At 61.4% G+C, this 21,433-nt stretch carries 18 protein-coding genes and 2 tRNA genes; 13 read left to right on the top strand and 7 right to left on the bottom strand.

The window, feature by feature from the left end:
- The first annotated feature begins 19 nt into the window (after positions 1 to 19).
- The 12 genes from tpiA (at position 20) to AACG97_RS24065 (ending at position 10,971) form a co-directional block, all read left to right on the top strand.
- Positions 20 to 775, top strand: coding sequence for a triose-phosphate isomerase (gene tpiA, locus AACG97_RS24120; protein ID WP_009685346.1), 756 nt, complete (start codon positions 20 to 22; stop codon positions 773 to 775).
- Between the two features lie 4 nt (positions 776 to 779).
- On the top strand, positions 780 to 1,178 hold the full coding sequence (gene secG, locus AACG97_RS24115) for a preprotein translocase subunit SecG (RefSeq protein ID WP_029885740.1): 399 nt from the start codon (positions 780 to 782) through the stop codon (positions 1,176 to 1,178).
- A gap of 21 nt (positions 1,179 to 1,199) precedes the next feature.
- Positions 1,200 to 1,285 (top strand) — tRNA-Leu (locus AACG97_RS24110).
- 100 nt (positions 1,286 to 1,385) lie between these two features.
- Positions 1,386 to 1,462: transfer RNA gene (locus tag AACG97_RS24105), tRNA-Met, on the top strand.
- A 129-nt stretch (positions 1,463 to 1,591) separates the two neighbouring features.
- Complete coding sequence (gene rimP / locus AACG97_RS24100) at positions 1,592 to 2,050, top strand: ribosome maturation factor RimP (RefSeq protein ID WP_009685348.1); 459 nt, start codon at positions 1,592 to 1,594, stop codon at positions 2,048 to 2,050.
- 59 nt (positions 2,051 to 2,109) lie between these two features.
- A complete protein-coding gene (nusA, locus tag AACG97_RS24095) occupies positions 2,110 to 3,591 on the top strand; it encodes a transcription termination factor NusA (RefSeq protein WP_009685349.1) in 1,482 nt (493 codons plus the stop codon).
- A gap of 27 nt (positions 3,592 to 3,618) precedes the next feature.
- Entirely contained in the window at positions 3,619 to 6,147 is a 2,529-nt protein-coding gene (gene infB / locus AACG97_RS24090; RefSeq protein ID WP_197885926.1) for a translation initiation factor IF-2, read from the top strand.
- Between the two features lie 116 nt (positions 6,148 to 6,263).
- Complete coding sequence (gene rbfA, locus AACG97_RS24085; RefSeq protein WP_009685351.1) at positions 6,264 to 6,662, top strand: 30S ribosome-binding factor RbfA; 399 nt, start codon at positions 6,264 to 6,266, stop codon at positions 6,660 to 6,662.
- 3 nt (positions 6,663 to 6,665) lie between these two features.
- Positions 6,666 to 7,583, top strand: a complete 918-nt coding sequence (truB, locus tag AACG97_RS24080; protein ID WP_197885927.1) for a tRNA pseudouridine(55) synthase TruB — start codon at positions 6,666 to 6,668, stop codon at positions 7,581 to 7,583.
- 147 nt (positions 7,584 to 7,730) lie between these two features.
- Positions 7,731 to 8,000, top strand: a complete 270-nt coding sequence (rpsO, locus tag AACG97_RS24075) for a 30S ribosomal protein S15 (RefSeq protein WP_009685353.1) — start codon at positions 7,731 to 7,733, stop codon at positions 7,998 to 8,000.
- 250 nt (positions 8,001 to 8,250) lie between these two features.
- Positions 8,251 to 10,356: a polyribonucleotide nucleotidyltransferase gene (pnp, locus tag AACG97_RS24070; protein WP_009685354.1), complete on the top strand. Its 2,106-nt coding sequence runs from the start codon at positions 8,251 to 8,253 to the stop codon at positions 10,354 to 10,356.
- 264 nt (positions 10,357 to 10,620) lie between these two features.
- On the top strand, positions 10,621 to 10,971 hold the full coding sequence (locus AACG97_RS24065) for a BON domain-containing protein (protein WP_009685355.1): 351 nt from the start codon (positions 10,621 to 10,623) through the stop codon (positions 10,969 to 10,971).
- A 69-nt stretch (positions 10,972 to 11,040) separates the two neighbouring features.
- Here the strand turns inward: AACG97_RS24065 and AACG97_RS24060 are convergent, their stop codons facing one another.
- Positions 11,041 to 11,343: a putative quinol monooxygenase gene (locus AACG97_RS24060; protein ID WP_009685356.1), complete on the bottom strand. Its 303-nt coding sequence runs from the start codon at positions 11,341 to 11,343 to the stop codon at positions 11,041 to 11,043.
- A gap of 58 nt (positions 11,344 to 11,401) precedes the next feature.
- Between AACG97_RS24060 and AACG97_RS24055 the strand changes: the two genes are divergently transcribed.
- Complete coding sequence (locus AACG97_RS24055; protein ID WP_029886580.1) at positions 11,402 to 11,815, top strand: VOC family protein; 414 nt, start codon at positions 11,402 to 11,404, stop codon at positions 11,813 to 11,815.
- A 147-nt stretch (positions 11,816 to 11,962) separates the two neighbouring features.
- On the opposite strand, the gene AACG97_RS24050 is transcribed toward AACG97_RS24055, so the two are convergent.
- From AACG97_RS24050 to panB, 6 genes are all read right to left on the bottom strand, one after another.
- Entirely contained in the window at positions 11,963 to 14,899 is a 2,937-nt protein-coding gene (locus tag AACG97_RS24050; RefSeq protein WP_225785917.1) for a DUF748 domain-containing protein, read from the bottom strand.
- Between the two features lie 78 nt (positions 14,900 to 14,977).
- On the bottom strand, positions 14,978 to 15,847 hold the full coding sequence (locus tag AACG97_RS24045) for an oxygenase MpaB family protein (protein WP_144189273.1): 870 nt from the start codon (positions 15,845 to 15,847) through the stop codon (positions 14,978 to 14,980).
- Positions 15,848 to 15,889: 42 nt separating this feature from the next.
- The gene (gene acs, locus AACG97_RS24040) at positions 15,890 to 17,824 is read right to left on the bottom strand and encodes an acetate--CoA ligase (RefSeq protein ID WP_197886623.1); all 1,935 of its coding nucleotides are present in this window, start codon (positions 17,822 to 17,824) and stop codon (positions 15,890 to 15,892) included.
- 135 nt (positions 17,825 to 17,959) lie between these two features.
- Positions 17,960 to 19,624, bottom strand: a complete 1,665-nt coding sequence (gene pgi / locus AACG97_RS24035; protein ID WP_009685361.1) for a glucose-6-phosphate isomerase — start codon at positions 19,622 to 19,624, stop codon at positions 17,960 to 17,962.
- Between the two features lie 147 nt (positions 19,625 to 19,771).
- Positions 19,772 to 20,635, bottom strand: coding sequence for a pantoate--beta-alanine ligase (gene panC / locus AACG97_RS24030; RefSeq protein ID WP_009685362.1), 864 nt, complete (start codon positions 20,633 to 20,635; stop codon positions 19,772 to 19,774).
- A complete protein-coding gene (panB, locus tag AACG97_RS24025; protein ID WP_009685363.1) occupies positions 20,632 to 21,432 on the bottom strand; it encodes a 3-methyl-2-oxobutanoate hydroxymethyltransferase in 801 nt (266 codons plus the stop codon). The genes panC and panB overlap by 4 nt, the downstream gene beginning before the upstream one ends.
- Position 21,433: the final 1 nt, after the last annotated feature.

Genomic DNA, 21,433 nt, shown 5'->3' with positions numbered 1-21,433 from the left:
TTGACCGACGAGGTAAAGCATGCGTCGCCCTATGGTAGCTGGTAACTGGAAGATGCACGGTACCCGCGCTAGCGTCGCTGAGCTGACCGAAGGCTTGAGCAATCTCGCCTTGCCGAGCGGAGTGGAAGTCGCAGTATTTCCACCGGCCTTGTTCATCAATCAAGTGATCGATGGCCTGGCGGGTAAAGAAATTACTGTCGGTGCACAGAATTCTGCTGTACAACCCGAACAGGGTGCGCTGACCGGGGAAGTTGCTCCCGAGCAGCTGGTTGAAGCAGGTTGCAAGTTGGTGTTGATTGGCCATTCCGAGCGTCGCCAGATCATTGGCGAAACCGACGAAGTGCTGAATCGCAAGTTTGCAGCGGCCCAGGCCAAAGGTTTGAAGCCAGTGCTTTGCATAGGGGAAACCCTGGAAGAGCGCGAGGCAGGCAGAACGCTCGAAGTTGTCGGGCGTCAACTAAGCAGTATCATCGAAGCATTCGGTGTTAAGGCTTTTGCCAATGCAGTAATTGCCTATGAGCCTGTATGGGCCATCGGCACTGGCCTTACGGCCACGCCACAGCAGGCCCAGGATGTGCACGCCGCCATCCGCGGCCAGCTGGCGGCAGAAGATGCTGAAGTGGCTGCGAAGGTGCAGTTGCTCTACGGCGGCAGCGTGAAGGCGGCCAATGCGGCCGAACTGTTCGGCATGCCGGATATCGATGGGGGGCTCATTGGTGGAGCGTCCCTGAACGCAGACGAATTCGGTGCAATTTGTCGCGCCGCAGGAAACTGAACAAATGCTGGAAACAGTCATCGTTGTTTTTCATCTGTTGGCAGCGCTTTCGCTAGTAGTGCTGGTACTGTTGCAACAGGGTAAAGGTGCTGAAGCAGGTGCATCTTTCGGCGCGGGTGCTTCTAATACCGTGTTCGGGAGCCAAGGCTCTGCAACGTTCCTAAGTAAATTAACTGCTATACTCGCTGCCACTTTCTTTTTGACAGCACTTGGGTTAGGATACTTCGCGAAGCAACAAGCTCACCAGCTTAGCCAAGCAGGTCTTCCAGATCCAGCAGTGCTAGAAGTGAAAGAGCCGCAAAAACCGGCAGTCAATGATGATGTACCGGTGCTCCAGCAGCAGAAGAGCGAAGCCACTCCTAATACGGGTGATGTACCTCCTCCGGCAGAAGAGCAGAAGTAAAGGGTTTCAAGTAGTAGTATTGCCGAGGTGGTGGAATTGGTAGACACGCAACCTTGAGGTGGTTGTGCCCATAGGGTGTAGGGGTTCGAGTCCCCTTCTCGGTACCAATTGAAGCTTGAGAGCCCGCTTTAGCGGGCTTTCTTGCAGGTGAAGGTTTGGATTTGACCCTCAGCAGGGTTCGGTCTTATACTTTCGCCCCAGCTTTGTCGCGGGGTGGAGCAGCTTGGTAGCTCGTCGGGCTCATAACCCGAAGGTCGTTGGTTCAAATCCAGCCCCCGCAACCAGCTTCAGCGGAGCCCCTTTTCAGGGGCTTTTTGCTAACCGAACAGTTTCGGCGTCGTTGTCCAACGGCGCTTTCAGGGATGGGCGCTTTGCCCATTTTTTATTTGCACAGCATGCACGAGGGGGTTCAGGTGTCGAGCAAGCTAGAACAGTTGCAGGCCTTGTTGGCCCCGGTTGTCGAGGGTCTGGGCTATCAATGCTGGGGGATCGAGTTCGTTTCCCAGGGTAAGCATTCGGTATTGCGCATCTACATCGACAAGGAAGGCGGTATTCTGGTGGACGATTGCGAAGCAGTCAGCCGTCAGGCCAGCGCAATCCTCGATGTAGAAGATCCAATCAGCAGTGAATACACCCTCGAGGTGTCTTCCCCAGGCATGGATCGCCCACTGTTCACTCTGGAACAGTTTGCCTCGCATGCCGGCGAACAAGTGAAGATCAAGCTGCGCTCACCCTTCGAGGGTCGTCGTAACTTCCAGGGCCTTCTCCGCGGTGTGGAGGAGCAGGACGTGGTGGTCCAGGTGGACAACCAGGAATTCCTTCTGCCGATCGATTCGATCGACAAGGCCAATATTATTCCCAGTTTTGACTGAGACGTGCCGGGCCCGGCGGACTATCCGGGCCCAATGGCTTGCGCAAGGCGAGGCGTACGATGAGCAAAGAAGTACTGCTGGTTGTTGAATCGGTATCCAACGAAAAAGGTGTACCGCCCGGCGTCATTTTCGAAGCGCTGGAGGTGGCCCTGGCCACTGCAACCAAAAAACGTTTTGAAGACGAAGTCGATCTGCGTGTGGAAATCAACCGCCACACCGGTAGCTACGAGACCTTCCGTCGCTGGACCGTGGTCGATGAAGCCGATCTGGACGATCCGGCGATCGAGACCTGGCTGGACAAGATCAAGGACACCCACCCTGAAGCCAAGGTAGGTGACGTGATCGAAGAGAAGATCGAGTCCATCGAATTTGGTCGCATCGCCGCCCAGACCGCCAAGCAGGTCATCGTGCAGAAGGTCCGCGAGGCCGAGCGTGCCCAGGTGGTCGATGCCTACCGCGAACGCGTTGGCGAAATCATCTCCGGTACCGTTAAAAAGGTTACCCGCGACAACGTCATCGTTGACCTGGGCAACAACGCCGAGGCCCTGTTGGCCCGCGAAGACATCATTCCCCGCGAAACCTTCCGTGTTGGCGTGCGCCTGCGTGCGCTGCTGAAGGAAATTCGCACTGAAAACCGTGGCCCTCAGCTGATCCTGTCGCGCACCGCGCCGCAGATGCTGATCGAGCTTTTCCGCATTGAAGTGCCGGAAATCGCCGAGGGCCTGATCGAAGTCATGGCTGCTTCCCGTGACCCGGGTTCGCGAGCCAAGATCGCCGTCCGCTCCAAGGACAAGCGTATCGACCCGCAAGGTGCCTGTATCGGCATGCGTGGTTCGCGCGTCCAGGCTGTATCCGGGGAGCTGGGTGGTGAGCGTGTGGATATCGTCCTGTGGGACGATAACCCGGCGCAGTTCGTCATCAACGCCATGTCGCCGGCTGAAGTCGCGGCGATCATCGTTGATGAAGATGCCCATGCCATGGACATCGCCGTCGCCGAGGACAACCTGGCCCAGGCCATTGGCCGTGGCGGTCAGAACGTTCGTCTTGCCAGTCAGTTGACCGGCTGGACCTTGAACGTGATGACCGAGAAGGACATCCAGGCCAAGCAACAGGCCGAAACCGGTGACATCCTGCGCAATTTCATCGATGAACTGGAAGTCGACGAGGAGCTGGCCCAAGTGCTGGTCGACGAAGGCTTCACCAGCCTCGAAGAAATTGCCTACGTACCGTTGGAAGAAATGCTCAACATCGATGGCTTTGACGAAGATATCGTCAATGAGCTCCGCGCTCGAGCCAAGGACCGTTTGTTGACCAAGGCCATCGCTACCGAAGAAAAACTGGCAGACGCCCACCCGGCCGAAGACCTGCTCTCCCTTGAGGGCATGGACAAGGACCTGGCGGCTGAACTGGCGGTGCGCGGCGTGGTTAACCGCGAAGACCTGGCCGAGCAGTCGATCGACGATCTGCTCGACATCGACGGCATCGACGAAGAGCGTGCCGGCAAGTTGATCATGGCCGCCCGAGCCCACTGGTTCGAGTAATTAGGCGCGGCCTGAGGAGAGAAGTGCATGACGCAAGTCACGGTGAAAGAACTGGCCCAAGAGGTCGAGGCACCGGTAGAGCGCCTGCTGCAGCAGATGCGTGAGGCAGGTCTGCCGCACACCGACGCCGGTCAGGTAGTGACCGACAATGAGAAGCAGACCCTGCTGACTCATTTGAAAAGCAGCCACAAGAGCAAGGCGGAAGAGCCGCGCAAGATTACCTTGCAGCGCAAAACCACCAGCACCCTGCGTGTCGCCGGTAGCAAGAGCATCAGCGTAGAAGTACGCAAGAAGAAAGTTTTCGTGCAGCGCAGCCCGGAAGAAATCCAGGCTGAGCAGAAGCGTGAGCTGGAAGAGCGCCGTGCGGCCGAAAACGCCGCGCGCGACAAGGTCGAGGCCGAAGTTCGCCAGCGCAACGAAGAACAGGCACGCCGTCAGGCTGCCGATACCGCAGCAGCAGCCCCGGCGCCTGCCGCCAAGCCAGAGCCGGCGCCTGCCGCGGCCGCGGCCCCGGTCGTCGCCGACGCGCCAGCCTCCGAAGACGCTGCAGCCCGTGCTGCCGAGCGCAAGAAGGACGAGACCCGTCGCAACGAGAGCCGTACCCGTGATGACGACCGTCGTCGTGGCGAAGCCCCTCGTGTGTCGATCAAGGTCAAGGTCAAGGAGAAGGAAAAGGCTCCAACGCCACGTGCCGCTCCGCGTACCACCGATGAAGAGAGCGACGGCGCCCGTCGTGGTCGTGGTGGCAAGAGCAAGCTGAAGAAGCGTAACCAGCACGGCTTCCAGAACCCGACCGGTCCAGTCATCCGTGACGTGACCATCGGCGAGACCATCACCGTCTCCGAACTGGCCCAGCAGATGTCGGTCAAGGCCGCTGAAGTGGTCAAGTTCATGTTCAAGATGGGTACCCCGGTCACCATCAACCAGGTGCTCGACCAGGAAACTGCCCAGCTGATCGCTGAAGAGCTGGGCCACAAGGTCACGCTGATCAGCGACACCGCGCTGGAAGATTCCCTGGCCGAATCGCTGAAGTTCGAAGGCCAGGCCGAGTCCCGCGCGCCGGTGGTTACCGTCATGGGTCACGTTGACCATGGTAAGACCTCGCTGCTCGACTACATCCGTCGTGCCAAGGTTGCTGCTGGCGAAGCCGGTGGCATTACCCAGCACATCGGTGCCTACCACGTGGAAACCGACCGCGGCATGGTCACCTTCCTCGATACCCCGGGCCACGCTGCGTTCACCCAGATGCGTGCCCGTGGTGCCAAGGCGACCGACATCGTCATCCTGGTGGTGGCGGCGGACGACGGCGTAATGCCGCAAACCCGCGAAGCGGTTCAGCATGCCAAGGCAGCTGGCGTTCCGCTGGTGGTTGCAGTAAACAAGATCGACAAGCCGGGTGCTGACCTCGATCGTATCCGTAACGAACTGGCTGTCGAAGGCGTTACCTCCGAGGACTGGGGTGGTGACACGCCATTCGTCAAGGTATCGGCGAAGATGGGTACCGGTGTCGACGAGCTGCTCGAAGCCGTGCTGCTGCAGGCCGAGATCCTCGAGCTGACTGCTACCCCGACTGCACCTGGTCGTGGCGTGGTCGTCGAATCGCGCCTGGACAAGGGCCGCGGCCCGGTCGCGACCATCCTGGTTCAGGACGGTACGCTGCGTCAGGGCGACATGGTGCTGTGCGGTTCCAACTATGGCCGCGTGCGTGCCATGCTCGACGAGAACGGCAAGCCTGTGAAAGAAGCCGGCCCGTCGATCCCGGTCGAGATCCTTGGCCTGGACGGTACTCCGGAAGCCGGTGACGAGCTGTCCGTGGTTGCCGACGAGAAGAAAGCCCGCGAAGTTGCCATGTTCCGTCAAGGCAAGTACCGCGAGGTCAAGCTGGCCCGCGCTCACGCCGGCAAGCTGGAGAACATCTTCGAGACCATGGGTCAGGAAGAGAAGAAAACCCTCAACATCGTGCTCAAGACCGATGTGCGTGGTTCTCTCGAGGCGCTGCAGGGTTCGCTTGGCGGCCTGGGCAACGACGAAGTGCAAGTGCGCGTGATTGGTGGTGGCGTCGGTGGTATCACCGAGAGCGATGCCAACCTGGCGCTGGCTTCGAACGCTGTACTGTTCGGCTTCAACGTGCGTGCCGATGCCGGTGCGCGCAAGATCGTCGAGCAGGAAGGTCTGGATATGCGTTACTACAACGTGATCTACGACATCATCGAAGACGTCAAGAAGGCCCTGACCGGCATGCTCGGCAGCGATGTTCGCGAGAACATCCTGGGTGTTGCCGAAGTGCGTGACGTGTTCCGTTCGCCGAAGTTCGGCGCCATCGCTGGCTGTATGGTCATCGAGGGTACCGTGTACCGCAACCGTCCGATCCGCGTACTGCGCGACGACGTTGTGATCTTCGAAGGCGAGCTGGAATCGCTGCGTCGCTTCAAGGACGACGCCTCCGAAGTGCGTTCGGGCATGGAGTGCGGTATTGGCGTCAAGAGCTACAACGACGTCAAGGTCGGCGACAAGATCGAAGTCTTCGAGAAAGTCCAGGTGGCTCGTACCCTTTAAGGGCGAGCGAGCCGCAAGCGCCCCTTGCAGGGCGGCTTGCGGTACCTCTTCAGGTAGCGCCCGGTCAGGCTCAGGTCTGCCCGGGCGTTTGCCGCTCTAAGTTACAGGTAGCAAGAATGGCCAAAGAATATAGCCGTACCCAACGTATTGGCGATCAGATGCAGCGCGAGCTGGCCGAGCTGATCCGTCGCGAAGTCAAGGACCCGCGTGTCGGCCTGGTGACCATCACCGCCGTGGACGTGAGCCGCGACCTGGGCCATGCCAAGGTGTTCATCACCGTCATGGGCGAAGAAACCCCGGACGCCGTGCAGCAGTCGCTCAAGGCACTCAACAGCGCTGCCAGCTTCCTGCGCCTGCACCTGGGGCGTTCGATGCAACTGCGCAGCGTGCCGCAACTGCACTTCCACTTCGATGAAAGTGTCAGCCGCGGTGTGCACCTGTCGGCGCTGATCGAGCGTGCAGTGGCCGAAGACCGCATGCACAAGGAAGCCGACGAGCCGGACACCAAGGAGTAAGCGGTGGCCCAGGTCAAACGTATCCGCCGCAACGTCAGCGGCATCATCCTGCTGGACAAGCCGCTGGGCTTCACCTCCAATGCCGCCCTGCAGAAAGTACGCTGGCTGCTGAATGCGGAAAAGGCCGGCCACACCGGTAGCCTCGACCCGCTGGCAACCGGCGTGCTGCCGTTGTGCTTTGGCGAGGCGACCAAGTTTTCGCAGTACCTGCTCGACTCCGACAAGGGCTACGAAACGGTCATGCAGCTGGGGCAGACTACCAACACCGGCGACGCCGAAGGTGAGGTTCTGCAGACCCGTGAGGTGACCGTTGGTCGCGCCGATATCGAGGCGGTGCTGCCGCGTTTTCGCGGCCCCATCAGCCAGATACCGCCGATGTACTCGGCACTCAAGCGTGATGGCCAGCCGCTGTACAAGCTGGCACGTGCAGGAGAGGTAGTGGAGCGCGAGGCGCGTTCTGTTACTATTGGCCGCTTGGAGTTGCTCGAGTGCGAAGGCACCCGTGCCCGGTTGAGCGTAGGTTGCAGCAAAGGCACCTATATCCGCACCCTGGTGGAGGATATTGGTGAGGCCCTTGGCTGCGGCGCCTATGTTGCCGAGCTGCGCAGGACCCAGGCCGGGCCCTTCGCGCTGGAACAGACGGTGACCCTCGAAGCGCTCGAACAGGCTCACGCCGAAGGCGGCAACGAAGCGCTGGACCGCTTCCTGATGCCCTCGGACAGCGGCCTGCAGGACTGGCCAATGGTCAGCCTGTCCGAACACAGTGCGTTCTACTGGCTGCATGGGCAGGCGGTACGCGCGCCGGACGCGCCACAATTTGGCATGGTCCGGGTACAGGATCATAATGCGCGCTTCATCGGTATCGGTGAAGTGAGCGAAGACGGGCGCATCGCGCCACGTCGGCTTATTCGGTCGGAATGACCGAAACCGCGGGGCCAGGCAATTGCCGAACCCCACGGCAGCAAGGGTGGCTGTCAGTAGGCACGGTCACACCTTTTTTATTAATACAGGGATTTGTCCCTGGCCTATTGGACCCCGCATGCGGGATCCGTTATCAGGAGAAGCCAAATGGCCCTCAGCGTTGAAGAAAAAGCTAAGATCGTTGCCGAATATCAGCAAGCCGCCGGCGATACCGGTAGCCCGGAAGTGCAGGTTGCTCTGCTGACCCACAACATCAACAAGCTGCAAGGCCACTTCAAGGCCAACGATAAAGACCACCACTCCCGTCGTGGTCTGATCCGTATGGTTAACCAGCGTCGTAAGCTGCTGGACTACCTGAAGGGCAAAGACACCACTCGTTACAGCGCCCTGATCGGTCGCCTGGGCCTGCGTCGCTAATAGCGGCCTGGTCAGTGGTGTGCATGGCGTGTCGCAGGCGTCGGCTTTGCTGTTTCGCAGCAGGGTCGTCGGGCACGCCACGCGTATCTCCGAGGTTGGCAGCCTGGTTCAGCTGAGCGGTTTACCGCGCAGCGGCCAGGCTCCCAGCCTCGTGTTGTATCTGGACGGTCAATGGGGCCGATTCCCCGTTCTGCCCAAGAATTCGCAAGAAACCAGTTCCCCCAAGAGCCACTGAAAAAGGTAGGAAACCGTGAACCCGGTAATCAAGACTTTCCAGTTCGGTCAATCGACCGTCACTCTCGAAACGGGCCGTATTGCCCGTCAGGCAACCGGCGCCGTGCTGGTCACCGTCGATAACGACGTCACCGTGCTGGTGACTGTGGTAGGCGCCAAACAGGCTGATCCAGGCAAGGGCTTCTTCCCGCTGTCGGTTCACTACCAGGAAAAGACCTACGCCGCCGGCAAGATCCCAGGTGGCTTCTTCAAGCGTGAAGGCCGTCCTTCCGAGAAAGAGACGCTGACCTCGCGCCTGATCGACCGTCCGATCCGCCCGCTGTTCCCGGAAGGCTTCATGAACGAAGTGCAGGTCGTCTGCACCGTGGTTTCCACCAGCAAGAAGACTGACCCGGACATCGCTGCGATGATCGGTACCTCGGCTGCCCTGGCCATTTCCGGTATTCCGTTCGAAGGCCCGATCGGCGCCGCGCGCGTGGCCTTCCACGAAAGCACCGGCTACCTGCTGAACCCGACTTACGAGCAACTGGCTGCCTCCAGCCTGGACATGGTCGTTGCCGGTACTTCCGACGCCGTTCTGATGGTTGAATCCGAAGCCCAGGAGCTGACCGAAGACCAGATGCTGGGCGCGGTACTGTTCGCCCATGACGAGTTCCAGGCCGTGATCCAGGCCGTGAAAGAGCTGGCTGCCGAAGCGGGCAAGCCAACCTGGGACTGGAAACCTGCGGTGGCCAACACCGAGCTGTTCAACGCCATCCGTGCCGAGTTCGGCGAAGCGGTTTCGCAAGGCTACACCATCACCGTCAAGGCTGACCGCTACGCGCGCCTGGGCGAGCTGCGTGACCAGGCGGTGGCCAAGTTCTCCGGTGAAGAAGGCCAGCCTTCGGCTGCTGAAGTAAAAGACATCTTCGGCGAAATCGAATACCGCACCGTTCGCGAAAACATCGTCAACGGCAAGCCACGTATCGACGGCCGCGACACCAAGACCGTTCGCCCGCTGAACATCGAAGTGGGCGTGCTGCCGAAAACCCACGGTTCGGCGCTGTTCACCCGCGGTGAAACCCAGGCCCTGGTGGTTGCGACCTTGGGTACTGCCCGTGACGCCCAGCTGCTGGACACCCTCGAAGGCGAGAAGAAAGACCCCTTCATGCTGCACTACAACTTCCCACCGTTCTCGGTAGGTGAGTGTGGCCGCATGGGCGGCGCTGGCCGTCGTGAAATCGGCCACGGCCGTCTGGCCCGTCGTTCGGTCCAGGCCATGCTGCCTGCCGCCGACGTGTTCCCGTACACCATCCGCGTGGTCTCGGAAATCACCGAATCCAACGGTTCCAGCTCCATGGCTTCGGTCTGCGGTGCTTCGCTGGCGCTGATGGACGCCGGTGTGCCGATGAAGGCGCCAGTGGCCGGTATCGCCATGGGCCTGGTGAAGGAAGGCGACAAGTTCGCGGTCCTGACCGACATCCTCGGTGACGAAGACCACCTGGGCGACATGGACTTCAAGGTAGCCGGTACCGCCAAAGGCGTCACCGCGCTGCAGATGGACATCAAGATCAACGGCATCACCGAAGAGATCATGGAAATCGCCCTAGGCCAAGCCCTGGAAGCGCGCTTGAACATCCTCGGCCAGATGAACCAGGTCATTGGCCAGTCGCGTACCGAGCTGTCGGCCAACGCGCCTACCATGATCTCGATGAAGATCGACACCGACAAGATCCGTGACGTGATCGGTAAAGGCGGCGCCACCATTCGCGCCATCTGCGAAGAGACCAAGGCTTCGATCGACATCGAAGACGACGGCTCGATCAAGATCTTCGGCGAAACCAAGGAAGCGGCAGATGCTGCCAAGCAGCGCATCCTGGGCATCACCGCCGAGGCCGAGATCGGCAAGATCTACGTCGGCAAGGTCGAGCGTATCGTCGACTTCGGCGCCTTCGTCAATATCCTGCCTGGCAAAGACGGCCTGGTGCACATCTCCATGCTGAGCGATGCGCGCGTCGAGAAAGTCACCGACATCCTGAAAGAAGGCCAGGAAGTTGAAGTACTGGTGCTGGACGTGGACAACCGCGGCCGTATCAAGCTGTCGATCAAGGACGTAGCCGCGGCCAAGGCCTCGGGCGTTTAAGCGACCGCTACGCAGCAATGGAAGAGCCCTTCGGGGCTCTTTTTTTTTGACCGGGGCGGGAACCTTTTGCGGACTTGCATCTTGCATGCAGGTTGCAGGTGCAGATTGCAAAATGCATGACTACTGCCGTTTGGTCTAATCGCTAACGTACTGATTTATAAGGTTTTAATAGAAAATCAAAACCTGGCACAGCGCATGCAACTACCTTCATACCTGACGCCAGGACACACGGCGCAGACCTTTCGAAAAACAGGAGTGACCCACATGAAGAAGTTCGCCATTGCTGCCGCTACTGCTACCGCTCTGACCCTGACCATGGCTAATGCGGCTTTTGCCCAACAGACCACCCAGGCCCCGATGATGCTGGCGGCCGGTGAGGTGACCAAAGCCAAGGAAGCTACCTCCGATACCTGGATCACCACCAAGGTCAAAGCTGACCTGATGACCGAGAAAGGCGTACCGGGCAGCGACATCAAGGTAGAAACCAACAAAGGCGTGGTTTCGCTGTCGTCTGACATGAAAGTGACTGAGTCCCAGAAAGAAATGGCAGTCAGCATTGCCAAGAAGATCAAAGGCGTACAGGCCGTTTCGGCTGACGGCCTGAAAGCCGAATAAGGAATGTCCCGTCGGCCAAACGGATTTGGCCACCCAATGCTGTAGGGGCCGCTTCGCGGCCCCTTTTATTTAATAAGCCGGATTACGCGCTACCACACCACTCTCGAAGCATTCCTGCTCAATGATCAGCGGCTCGACCAGGGGCCGGCTATCTCGAAAATGGGCGGTCTGGGTATGCGCCTCATACGCCGCATCATCGCGGTAGATCTCATACAGGTAGATCACATCCGGATCGACCCTGTCCTGCGACACATCGAACACCAGGCAACCCGCCTCGCTGGCCACCGAAGCAGCGGCATTGACTTTGATCGCGCTTAGGAAAGCATCGGCACACCCGGGCTTCACGCGGGTCTTAATGAACAGGCTATACACAAAGTGCTCCTTTTGTTTTAAATTCAATAATGAATTGTATACAAAAAGGAGCCTAGCCATGTCTGAATTGCCTGCCCGCCCTGGCCGCCTGAATGGCCTGCGCCATATTGCCTTGCTGGTACCCAACCTTGAGGAGTGCGAACGCTTTTACGTCGATGTGCTGGGTATGGAAGTACTGAGCCGCGCCAATGAAGACTTGGTGTACCTGACCTGCGGTAATGACAACATGTCGCTGGGGCGCGGGGCAGGGGCTGCCAACGGGTTGCAGACCTTGGACCATTACGGGTTCATCGTGGACAGCGTCGAGGAACTGGAGGCCTGGTATGCGTACTTCAAGGCCCGAGGGGTGACCTTGCTCGACCGGCCTTTCAACCATGGTGATGGCGCGCGCAGCTTCCACCTGCTGGACCCGGCGGGGAACAAGGTGCAGCCGCTGTATCACCCGGCGGTGTCGGGGCAGCGGTTGGTCTGAAGCCGCCTCTGAGGGAGCGGCCTTGTGTCGCGAAAGGGCCGCGCAGCGGCCCCAGGGTTTCAGCAGCGATTTATCAATTGCTGGGGCCGCTTTGCGGCCCTTTCGCGACACAAGGCCGCTCCCACAGGTGCGCGTCAGGCTTGCTAATTACTCAGCATCCAGATGCATTGGCGTGACCACCCGGCCGTCTTTCTCGGGCTGGCCCAGGCTGGTGTCGATGAAGTACACCCGGTCATCTTCCAGCTTGCCTTTGTCGACCAGGTAATCCTTGATGCTGCTGGCCCGCTCCTGACCCAGCGTGCGCAACAACGCAGTACTCTCCGCCCACGACTTGATCACCGCATCGCGCAACTTGGCTGTGCGTTCGTCACGGCTAAGTTGCTCCCATTCGGCCGGCGGTTGTTGCTTCAGGCGCGTACGGTAGATGCCTTCGAGCATCGCCGGTTTGTCGCTGTCGTCGACCACCAGCATCGAGGCATTGGCAGGCACCTTGTCGCCGCGGCGCTGCAATATCTTGTACCAGGTGGCCTGATACTCACGTTCCAGGCGTTGCTGGGCAATTAGTGGGCCATCGCTGGCCTGGGCGCTGGTGCCCTCGATTTCCAGGCGCAATTCCGGGCGTTCTTTAAGCGCGGAAGCCAGCTTGTCCAGCGCCGCCTGGGCATCGCCACTGAGGGTACTGGAACCGGGGGCGAAGGCGACGTTACCCAGGTCTTGCGAACCGCCGCCAGTGATCAGCCCACCGATGAACTTGAAGGGCGCCTGGGCTGCCCGCAGCACCAGGTTGCGCAGGGTTTGCCAGACGATCGGCATCACGCTGAACTGCGGGTTGTTGAGGTCGCCCGACACCGGCAGCTCAATCGAGATCTTGCCTTGCGTGTCCTTCAACAACGCCACTGCCAGGCGGATCGGCAGGTCGACTGCATCCGGGCTGTCGACTTTCTCACCTAACTGCAGTTGCTCCACCACCACCTTGTTCTCGGCTTTGAGCTGGCCATTGGTGATCAGGTAGTGCAAATCGAGGTTGAGCCGGCCTTTGCGGATGCGGTAGCCGGCGAATTTGCCGGAGTAGGGCGTCAAGGTGGTCAGCTCGACGCGCTTGAAGCTGGTGGCGATATCCAGGCTGGCCAGCGGGTTGAACGGGTTGAGGGCGCCCTTGATGGTAACCGGGGCATAGCGGTCGACCTTGCCTTTCACGTCAACCTTGGCAGGCACCGGCTTGCGGTTGTCGATGGTGCCGATCTGGCCGTTGAGTTGCTGCACGGCGGTGGCGAAGTTGGGGGTAAGGGACAGGTCGGCAAAGTTGGCCGAGCCGTTCTTGATGTCGACCTGGCCAATATGAATGCCCAGCGGCTTGCTGCTGCTGGCGGGGGCCGTTGTGGCCGGGCTGCTTGGCTTGGCGCCGGCCGGTTGCGGGATCAACAGGTCATTGACGTTGGTCGTGCGGTCTTCGTTGATGATGAAGCGCGCGTAGGGCTCCTGCAGGGTCACCTTGTCGATCGACAGGGCATCACCGTGCACATACGACAAGCCGTCTACGTTGACCTGTTGCCATTTCACGAAGTCCCGGCTCTTGATGGTGTCCAACGTATGCAGTTGGCTGACCTGGGCCTTGCCGGTGACCGTGAAGGCCAGTGGCGTGGTGTTCTTCAGGTCGACCTGGAGGTCACTGTCGAGCATGCCGCTGCGCAGTTCCAGCAGGATGAACGGGCTGACGTAGGCCTGGGCCACGCGCAGGTCGATGTCGCGGGTGCTGACGTCGAGCTTGGCCTGGATGGGCGCCAGGTTCACCTGGCCGGCGGCCTGCAGCTTGCCTTGCTTGCCTACGCCGGTATCGAGCTTGAGGGTAAAGGGGGCCTGGTTGAGGCTGTCGAAGCCTTGCAGGTCGACATTTAGCGGGCCGACATCGAGCGCTACCGGTTCTTTCTGGCTGCGATCTGCCAGGTGCACCAGGTAGTTGCGCAGTTGCACGTCCTTGAGCAATACCTGCCAAGGCTTGGCCGGTTCGTTGGCCGATTGCGGCTCAGGCGCAGGGCCGGCGGCAGCCGGTTCGGCCTTTTCTTTCGGCGTGGCTTTGGCCGGTTGGCTGGCGAACAGCTTCTGCCAGTCGAGCTGGCCGTCCTTTTCCAGTGCTGCCCAGGTTTCCAGCTTGTCGCTGCGCAGCTTGCCCACACTGACCTGTTGCTTGACCAGGTCGACGGTCGTCTCGCTCACCTCCAGGTTGGCCAGGCGCGCCAACGGGCGCCCGTCTGGCGCGTTGATGGCGAACGGGGCCACCCGCAGCGTGGCGTTGTCCAGCAGCAGCTCGGTCTGCTTGGCGAGATTGAGCTTGTACTGGGTCTGAAGGCTGACCAGCCCGTCCTGCAGCACCAGGGGCACGGCATCGCGCACGTAGGGCCAGAACAGCTTCATCTTGGCGTCGGTGACTTTCAGCGTGCCTTGCGAGGCGATCGGCGACAGGCTGAGGGTGCCGTTCCAGTCGATGCGCCCGCCGTTGGGGCCGTTGGCCACCAAGGTCATGTCGGCGTTGTCGTCAGGCAAGGTGCTGAGGTTCTTCAGCTCCAGGTTCATGTTGTCGTAGAGGAACTCGATGGGTTCGCTCGGGCGCATGTCCTGGAAGTGCAGCAAGCCTTGCTTGAGCTTGATGCTGCCGATACGCAACGGGAAGGGGTCGCTGGGTGGCTCGTCGGGCTTGGCTTCGCTCGGCGGCAGCTTGAACAACGTCGTCAGGTTGAGTGTGCCGTCTTTGGCGAACAGGACCTGGTTGCGGGGCTTGTCGAGCTCGACCGCTTCCAGGTGCAGGGCCTTGCTCCACAGGCTGTCGAGCGACAGGTTGGCGTACAACCGGTCGAAACCGACCTGCTCCTTGCCAGGCTCGCCAAGCTGCAGGCCCCACAGGGTCAGCTCAAGGCTGAAGGGGTTGAGTTCGATGCGTTCAAGGTGCGCGGGCACGGTAGCGTACTTGGTCAATTGCTGATTGGCGATACGCAGTGCCACGCCGGGAAGAATCAGGAACCCAAGCAGGCTATAGAGGGCTACCAGGGCCACGATGGCGCCAGCGGCGCGAGTCAATCCTTTGTACATGTGTCGCTTCGTCGGTCTGAGCAGGAGTGCTTGGAGTATGGCACGTTAAATCAGTTCCGCAGGCGCGACCTGTTGCCCTCACTCGATGCCCATGCGCCGCCTGGCGCGGTGCGCGGAGCCGTCGCGCATTGCCCAGCGCAGCAGCGCTGCCGTGGGTTTGAGGCCCAGGCGGATCAGGCGCTGCTGCCAGGGCCGGTGCTGCAGGCCAAGCAGGCTCTGGCCCCAGCCAGGCAGCAGGTCGATGCCGGCGTGCAGCATCAGTTTGCCCACCGGTTGAGCCAGGCGGCTGGGGGCAGGGGCGTCGAGCAGAATCCGCATGACCTCCCGGCTGCGCGCATCACAGTGCAGTTGCGGGCGCATGGCTTGCAGGTAGGCGTCCACCTGCTGGCACGAGCGTGGTACGTCGCGGGCGCCAAGGCGCTCGGCGATCAAGGCGATTTCGTTGTAGTAGGCATCTTGCTCGCTGCGCGGCAGGTGTGGGTTACGGTAGCGCAAGTGGGCGGCCAGAAAGCTGCTGACCTCTGCCACATGCACCCAGGTCAGCAAGGCTGGGTCGCTGGCCGCGTAGGGCCGGCCATCCGGTGAAGTGCCGGTCACTTGCAGGTGGATGGTGCGCACTTTCTCGATCAGCCACTCGGCATCACCGGTCGCGCCGAAGGTTGTACCGGAGATGAACTGGCTGGTGCGCCGCAGGCGGCCGAGCAAGTCCTCGCGGAAGTTGGAGTGGTCCCACACGCCGGCCAGGGCCAGCGGATGCAATAGCTGCAGCATCAGTGCGCTGATGCCGCCGACCAGCATGCTCGGAAAATCGCCATGCACCTGCCAACTGACACTGTGCGGGCCGAACAGCCCTGGGTCACCCTTGGGGGACTCCAGGTCGAGCTGGCCGAGGGCCAGCCCGGTAAGGCTCATGACCTGGGTTTCGATACGGCGGCGTAGGGCTTCCATGGCGACCTGCGATACAGGGCGGCCATCAGCAGCGGCCGCCGGTTACTGGTTGAGGCGTTTGTCGATCAGGTCCTGCACCACGGCGGGGTCGGCCAGCGTCGAAGTATCGCCCAGGTTGTCCAGTTCGTTGCAGGCGATCTTGCGCAGTATACGCCGCATGATCTTGCCGGAGCGGGTCTTGGGCAGTGCCGGGGCCCACTGGATCAGCTCGGGCTTGGCGAAACTGCCAATTTCCTTGCTGACCAGGGCGAGTAGCTCGGCCTTGAGCGCTTCGTCCGGTGTAACGCCATTCATGGCCGTGACGAAGGCGTACACGCCCTGGCCCTTGAGGTCATGCGGGTAGCCGACCACGGCGGCTTCGGCGACGCGATCATGCAACCCCAGTGCGCTTTCCACTTCGGCCGTGCCGATACGGTGCCCTGACACATTGATCACGTCGTCAATGCGCCCGGTGATCCAGTAGTCGCCGTCGGCGTCGCGGCGGGCGCCATCGCCGGTGAAGTAGTAACCGGGCATGGGTTTGAAGTACGTGTCGACCATGCGCTGGTGGTCACCATAGACACTGCGGATCTGCCCGGGCCAGCTGGCCTTGATCACCAGCAGGCCGGCACCCGGGCCGTCTATCACCTCGCCCTTTTCATCCAGCAGGGCGGGCTGTACGCCGAACATGGGCTGGGTGGCACAGCCCGGCTTGAACGTGGTCGAGCCGGGCAGGGGGGTCAACATGATGCCGCCGGTTTCGGTCTGCCACCAGGTGTCGACGATGGGGCAGCGCTTTTGCCCGACCGCTTCGAAGTACCACTCCCAGGCTTCCGGGTTGATCGGCTCGCCGACACTGCCCAGCAGGCGCAGGCTTTTGCGCGAGGTGCCCTGCAGTGGCCCAGAGCCCTCGCGCATCAGTGCCCGCAGCGCGGTCGGCGCGGTGTAGAAAATATTGACCTGGTGCTTGTCCACCACCTGCCAGAAGCGCGAGGTGTCTGGGTAGTTCGGTACCCCTTCGAACATCAGCGAGATGGCGCCGTTGGCCAATGGGCCGTAGACGATGTAGCTGTGCCCGGTGACCCAGCCCACATCCGCGGTGCACCAGAACACTTCGCCGTCGCGGTAATCGAACACCACCTTGAAGGTCAGGGTTGCCTGCAACAGGTAGCCGGCGGTGGTGTGCAGCACGCCCTTGGGTTTGCCGGTGCTGCCAGAGGTGTAGAGGATGAACAGCGGGTCTTCGGCTGCCATGGGCTCGGGGGCGCAGTCGTCGCCGGCGTGTTCGGTTGCCTCGTGGTACCAGAGGTCGCGGCCCTCGGCCCAGTCCACCGCGCCTGCGGTACGGCGTACCACGAAGACGCTGCTGACGGCCGGGCAACTGGCCAGGGCTTTGTCGACGTTCTGCTTCAACGGGATACGCTTGCCGCCGCGCACGCCTTCATCGGCGGTAATCACCGTACGGCAGTCGGCATCGAGAAGACGATCACGCAGGGCGTCCGGCGAGAAGCCACCGAACACCACCGAATGGATAGCGCCGATGCGGGTGCAGGCCAGCATGGCGAACGCTGCTTCGGGGATCATCGGCATGTAGATGCACACGCGGTCGCCTTTCTTCACTCCGCGCGCCTTCAGGGCGTTGGCCAGGCGGCAGACTTCGCGGTGCAGTTCGCGGTAGCTGATGGCTTTGGCATCTTTAGGGTCGTCGCCTTCCCACAGCAAGGCCGTCTGCTCAGCGCGCTGGGCCAGGTGGCGGTCGATGCAGTTGTAACTGACGTTGAGCTGTGCGCCGTCGAACCAGCGGGCCTCGCCGGAGCGCAGGTCGCACTGCTGCACGCTTGACCACGGCTTGATCCAGTCCAGGCGCTTGGCTTGCTCGGCCCAGAAGGCGTCGGGGTCTTCTACCGACTGGCGGTAAAGGCGCTGGTAGTCGTCGGGTGTGAGGGCGGCGGACTGGCTGACGGCCAGGGCCTGGGGATATTTGCGGATATCGAACATGGCGGTGGTCCTGCTCTTGTAAGGGGCGAGGGACTGCAACGGCTATTCGATAGGACAGTGTAGCTGGGAGAGGTGTTCAAATTGTGCCGGCCTCTTCGCGGGCATGCCCGCGAAGAGGCCGGCACAGGCCTGAGATCACCCGCGATGACGGCCGCGGAAGTAGTTGATCAGGCCTTGGGTCGAACCATCTTCGGCGCTGTCGTCCAGGCTGCCGACCAGGCGCTGGTACACGCCCTTGCCCAGCTCCTTGCCCAACTCCACGCCCCACTGGTCGAAGGCGTTGATGCCCCAGACCACGCTTTGCACGAACACCTTGTGTTCATACATGGCCACCAGCGCCCCCAAACGGCGTGGGCTGATGCGTTCTACCACCAGGGTGTTGCTCGGGCGGTTGCCCGGGATCACCTTGTGCGGGGCCAGCTTTTCGATGTCTGCTTCGTTCAGCCCTTTGCCACGCAGTTCGGCTTCGGCTTCTTCGCGGGTTTTACCCAGCATCAGGGCCTGGCTTTGCGACAGGCAGTTGGCGTACAGCCACTGGTGATGGTCGGCGACCGGGTTGAAGCTCACGACCGGCACGATGAAGTCGGCCGGAATCAGCTGGGTGCCTTGGTGCAGCAACTGATGGTAGGCGTGCTGGCCATTACAGCCGACGCCACCCCAGATTACCGGGCCGGTTTCGGTTTTGACCGGGGTGCCGTCCTGCAGCACGCTCTTGCCGTTGGACTCCATGTCCAGCTGCTGCAGGTGCTTGGTGATGTTGCGCAGGTAGTGGTCGTACGGCAGGATCGCATGGCTGCTGGCGCCCCAGAAGTTGCCGTACCACACGCCCAGCAGGGCCAGCAGTACCGGCATGTTCTTGTCGAACGGCGCGGTCTGGAAATGCTGGTCCATGGTGTAGGCGCCGGACAACAGCTCCTTGAAGTTGGCCATGCCGATGGCCAGGGCGATCGGCAGGCCGATGGCCGACCACAGCGAGTAGCGCCCCCCCACCCAGTCCCACATCGGGAAGATGTTCTCTTCGCGGATACCGAAGGCCACCGCGGCAGCCTTGTTGCTGGAAACCGCAATGAAGTGGCGGTACAGCTCGGCCTCCGAACCGCCCTGGGCCAGGTACCAGGTACGCGCGGCCATGGCATTTTTCAGGGTTTCGAGGGTGTTGAACGACTTCGACGAAACAATGAACAGGGTCGTTTCGGCGCGCAGCTTGGCCGACAGTTCGTGGAACTCGCTGCCGTCGATGTTGGCCAGGTAGTGGCAGCGTACACCGCGCTGCGCGTAGGGCAGCAGGGCTTCGGAAACCAGCTCCGGGCCGAGGAACGAGCCGCCGATGCCGATGTTGACCACGTCGGTGATCGGCTTTTCGCTGTAGCCACGCCACAGGCCGTCATGGATGCGGCCAACCAGTTCGGTGATCTGGTTGAGTACCTTGTGCACTTCCGGCATGACGTTCACGCCGTTGACGCTGAGTTTGTCGCCAACCGGCCGGCGCAATGCGGTGTGCAGCACCGGGCGGCCTTCGGAGGTGTTGATGATTTCGCCACTGAACATCGACTTGATAGCGTCCTGCAGGCCCACTTCGTTGGCCAGATTGACCAACAGATCGCGGGTTTGCTCGGTGATCAGGTTTTTCGAGTAGTCGAGGAACAGGCCGCAAGCGCTAAGGGAAAACTGGTCGAAGCGTTGGGCATCGGCGGCGAAGGCGTCGCGCATGCTGAAGCTCTGCATGGCGTCGCGGTGTTGCTGAAGCGCCTGCCAGGCGGGCAGCGCCGTCACATCGTGGGGTGTACGGTAATACGCCATTGCGCGGGGTTCCCTTAATGCGTGGTGAGGCCTTTGACACGGCAGTCATTGCCGGGTTCAGGCTGCATCATTATAGGCAAAGGTCACGCGCTGGGAATGGCTGTGGGACGGGGATTTTGAGGGGGCTGCAAACAGCCCCCAAGGCCTTTATGCGGTTTTCTCTTCCACGTGCAGGTACAGATTGTCGATCAACCGGGTGTCACCCAGGTAAGCCGCCGCAATCACCACAAGGTCGCGATCATCGATCACTGCCGGGCGCAGGCTCACGGCATGGCGCACTTCCAGGTAATCTGGACGCAAACCCGCGGCAGCCAGCTGCGCCTGCCCTTCGGCAACCAGCGCGGCAAAGTCCCGCTGCCCGCGGCCAATGGCCGAAGCGATATGCTGCAGCGTACGGTACAGCGCGGGCGCGGTGGCCCGCTGCTCGGGCGTGAGGTAACCATTACGCGACGACAGCGCCAGGCCATCGTCGGCCCGCACGGTAGGCTCGCCAATGATCTGGATCGGCATGTTCAGGTCGCGGACCATGGCGCGGATCACTGCCAGTTGCTGGAAGTCCTTTTCACCGAACACCGCAAGGTCTGGCTGGACCATGTTGAACAGCTTGGTGACCACGGTGGCCACACCTTCGAAATGCCCTGGCCGGCTGGCGCCGCACAAGCCTTCGGAAAGCTGGGGAACACTGACCCGGGTTTGCACGCTCATGCCGTCGGGGTACATCTCTGCCACGCTGGGTGCGAACAAAAGGTTGCAGCCGGCTTGCAGCAGGCGCTCCTGGTCGGCGGCCAAGGTACGCGGGTAGCTGTCCAGGTCTTCGTTGGCACCGAACTGCAGCGGGTTGACGAAGATGCTGGCGACCACGAAATCGGCACGCTGCGCGGCCTTGGTGACCAGGGCCGCGTGGCCGCTGTGCAGGTTGCCCATGGTCGGCACGAAACCGATGCGCTTGCCCTCACCGCGGGCACGGGCTACTGCTGCGCGCAGTTCGCGGACGGTCTTGACTGTATTCATGCACTGAACCCGTGTTCGCTGCCTGGGAAACTGACTTGCTTGACGGCCTCGACGTAAGCGACGAGGGCGCTGTGGATATCCGGTTGGCCCTGCATGAAGTTCTTCACGAACTTGGGCACCCGGCCGCTCAGCGACAGGCCAAGCATGTCGTGCAGCACCAGCACCTGGCCATCGGTGGCACTGCCGGCGCCGATGCCGATCACCGGAATACCGACCGCGTTGGTGATTTCCGCGGCCAGTTCACTGGGTACGCACTCCAGCAGCAGCATGGCTGCACCGGCCTGTTCCAGGGCAATGGCATCAGCGCGCATCTGCCGGGCCTGGGCTTCCTGGCGGCCTTGCACTTTATAGCCGCCCAGTACGTTGACGGTCTGCGGGGTCAGGCCCAGGTGCGCACACACCGGTACGCCACGCTCAGCCAGCAGGCGAATGGTTTCTGCCAGCCAGGCGGCACCTTCGATCTTGATCATGTGGGCGCCTGCCTGCATCAGCGTGGCGCTGTTGGCAAACGCCTGTTCCGGGGTGGCGTGGGCCATGAATGGCAGGTCTACCAGGATCAGCGCGCCGTCATTGCCACGTTTGACGCTGGCGGTATGGTAGGCCATGTCGGCCGTGGTGACCGGCAAGGTACTGTCGTGGCCCTGCAGGACCATCCCCAGCGAGTCGCCCACCAGCAACACTTCAACACCGGCCTGGCTGGCGACTTTGGCGAAGGTCGCGTCGTAGCAGGTCAGCATGGTGATTTTTTCACCCTTGGCCTTGAGGCCATGCAGGGTGGTCAGGGTTACTTCAGGCATG

It is taken from the genome of Pseudomonas sp. Nvir, from assembly GCF_963778085.1.
Lineage (GTDB): Bacteria > Pseudomonadota > Gammaproteobacteria > Pseudomonadales > Pseudomonadaceae > Aquipseudomonas > Aquipseudomonas juntendi.
This window is presented reverse-complemented; position numbering and strand designations above follow the sequence as displayed.

Coding starts and splice junctions, on each gene's coding strand:
- secG (WP_029885740.1), top strand. CDS start 780: ATGCTGGAAACAGTCATCGTTGTTTTTCATCTGTTGGCAGCGCTTTCG.
- rbfA (WP_009685351.1), top strand. CDS start 6,264: ATGGCCAAAGAATATAGCCGTACCCAACGTATTGGCGATCAGATGCAG.
- acs (WP_197886623.1), bottom strand. CDS start 17,824: ATGTTCGATATCCGCAAATATCCCCAGGCCCTGGCCGTCAGCCAGTCC.
- panC (WP_009685362.1), bottom strand. CDS start 20,635: ATGAATACAGTCAAGACCGTCCGCGAACTGCGCGCAGCAGTAGCCCGT.
- AACG97_RS24065 (WP_009685355.1), top strand. CDS start 10,621: ATGAAGAAGTTCGCCATTGCTGCCGCTACTGCTACCGCTCTGACCCTG.
- AACG97_RS24045 (WP_144189273.1), bottom strand. CDS start 15,847: ATGGAAGCCCTACGCCGCCGTATCGAAACCCAGGTCATGAGCCTTACC.
- nusA (WP_009685349.1), top strand. CDS start 2,110: ATGAGCAAAGAAGTACTGCTGGTTGTTGAATCGGTATCCAACGAAAAA.
- rpsO (WP_009685353.1), top strand. CDS start 7,731: ATGGCCCTCAGCGTTGAAGAAAAAGCTAAGATCGTTGCCGAATATCAG.
- panB (WP_009685363.1), bottom strand. CDS start 21,432: ATGCCTGAAGTAACCCTGACCACCCTGCATGGCCTCAAGGCCAAGGGT.
- AACG97_RS24050 (WP_225785917.1), bottom strand. CDS start 14,899: ATGTACAAAGGATTGACTCGCGCCGCTGGCGCCATCGTGGCCCTGGTA.
- AACG97_RS24055 (WP_029886580.1), top strand. CDS start 11,402: ATGTCTGAATTGCCTGCCCGCCCTGGCCGCCTGAATGGCCTGCGCCAT.
- infB (WP_197885926.1), top strand. CDS start 3,619: ATGACGCAAGTCACGGTGAAAGAACTGGCCCAAGAGGTCGAGGCACCG.
- pgi (WP_009685361.1), bottom strand. CDS start 19,624: ATGGCGTATTACCGTACACCCCACGATGTGACGGCGCTGCCCGCCTGG.
- tpiA (WP_009685346.1), top strand. CDS start 20: ATGCGTCGCCCTATGGTAGCTGGTAACTGGAAGATGCACGGTACCCGC.